The 1506-nt window shown below is 41.4% G+C and carries 1 protein-coding gene and 1 pseudogene; both read right to left on the bottom strand.

The annotated features are described in order from the left end of the window. Positions 1–111: 111 nt before the first annotated feature. Positions 112–1191 carry a F0F1 ATP synthase subunit A gene (gene atpB / locus JWG41_RS11735; protein ID WP_408611752.1) on the bottom strand — a complete coding sequence of 360 codons (1080 nt, stop codon included), beginning with the start codon at positions 1189–1191 and terminating at the stop codon, positions 112–114. Further along, a pseudogene (locus JWG41_RS11730) lies at positions 1160–1506 on the bottom strand (hypothetical protein); the annotation flags it as partial. The gene atpB and the pseudogene JWG41_RS11730, both read right to left, overlap by 32 nt.

Raw genomic sequence — 1506 nt, 5'->3', positions numbered from 1 at the left:
TGCACCAAGTAATGCAAGTCCTGCTGCGAGTCCTACTGCGATGTATCCTAAACCGAATTCCATTGTTTTCGTTTCACTCCTGTGTGTTTTATAATATAAATAAAACCAATCTTAATGTCTATGCATCACTGTTCCGATGAACACGGTTGTGAGCAGAGAGAAAATGAACGCTTGTAAAAAAGCTACAAGTAGTTCTAAAAAGTAAATAAGCACCGAACTGAGAACAGAAACTGGTGCAATGAGCCAACTTTCGCTCATAAAGATAAAACCAAGTAACGCAAGGATCATAACGTGTCCCGCTGTCATGTTGGCAAGTAACCTCATAGTTAAGGCAAAAGAGCGAGCCACATGAGTGACAATAAACTCTAAGGCCCACATCAGTGGCCAAAGTGGGAGTGGAACTCCCTTAGGAACTGCATGTGCTACGAAGGAAATTCCTTGGTAAGAGAAAGCTGTTCCATAGATAGTAAGTAATGTTAAAGATGCTAAAGAAAGAGTGACGCTGATATCACCTGTTGGAGTGATTCCTGACCACACTTGACCGAAAGTGTGAAGTGCATGCGGGGTATGTTCATACAATCCTACTGCAACCAGTGCATCTGATGCTGCCACTGTGAGCTCACCCACAGATGGGATGAGGCCAAATAGGTTACAGAAAAGAATAAAGAAAAACAAAGAGAAGATGTAATGGTAATAAGAATGTCCGTGGTGATCAAGAGAAGCATCCACAACGTTTTCTTTTAGATAAGAAACAAAAGCCTCTACACCAGAAGTGAACTTGTTATGAACCTTTTTGGGATTCTTTGAGATCAAATTGGCTGCTGGAATGAAAACGATGAACATAAAAAAACAAGCGATCCACATCATGGTCACTCGTTTGGTGATGTGAAGATCCAAACCACCAAGATAGTGATACTTCACACCTTCGTGATTGGTAAAGACATCATGGTTTTCTGCATCAAAGCCGGGTTGGCCTTCCGTGACGATGGTTCCACCAAAGTTCAGTGGAAACACAGGGGCATCACCTAAGTGGTGTGCCATGACTTCACTGAAATCGAAGCCCTCGTCAGAGCCGTGCCCTTCCGAATCGTTCGCAAAAAGATTCGTAAAACTAAGGGAAAAAACTAATAAAAAAGATAAAAAAAACCGATATTTAGACTTATTTTCCACTGAAATAGCTCGCAAATACAAGGAAAAGAAGGTGGACGAAATAGGCAATTAAAAATCCAGAAGTTGCCTCAAAAGGGTACTCTAGGACCTGTAAAGCGGTCAAAATGCCCAAATTTAGAAAAAAGGAGACAAATACTGTGAAAACCGGGAAGCCAGACTCCGACAAAGCGGGAACTTTTCTCGGAAGAAAGCGGAGTTGTAAGATTGCCATTTGAATGGCAAAAGACATAGCACCTCCGAAATAGAAGATCATTCTGTATCCATCTTCCACCAAACCAGCAGTTAGCGGGAGACTTAAGATCAGAACTACAAAAAGATAACTGAAGTAATGCAAAT

The sequence above is a fragment of the Leptospira chreensis genome (assembly GCF_016919165.1).
GTDB classification, from domain to species: domain Bacteria; phylum Spirochaetota; class Leptospiria; order Leptospirales; family Leptospiraceae; genus Leptospira_A; species Leptospira_A chreensis.
This window is presented reverse-complemented; position numbering and strand designations above follow the sequence as displayed.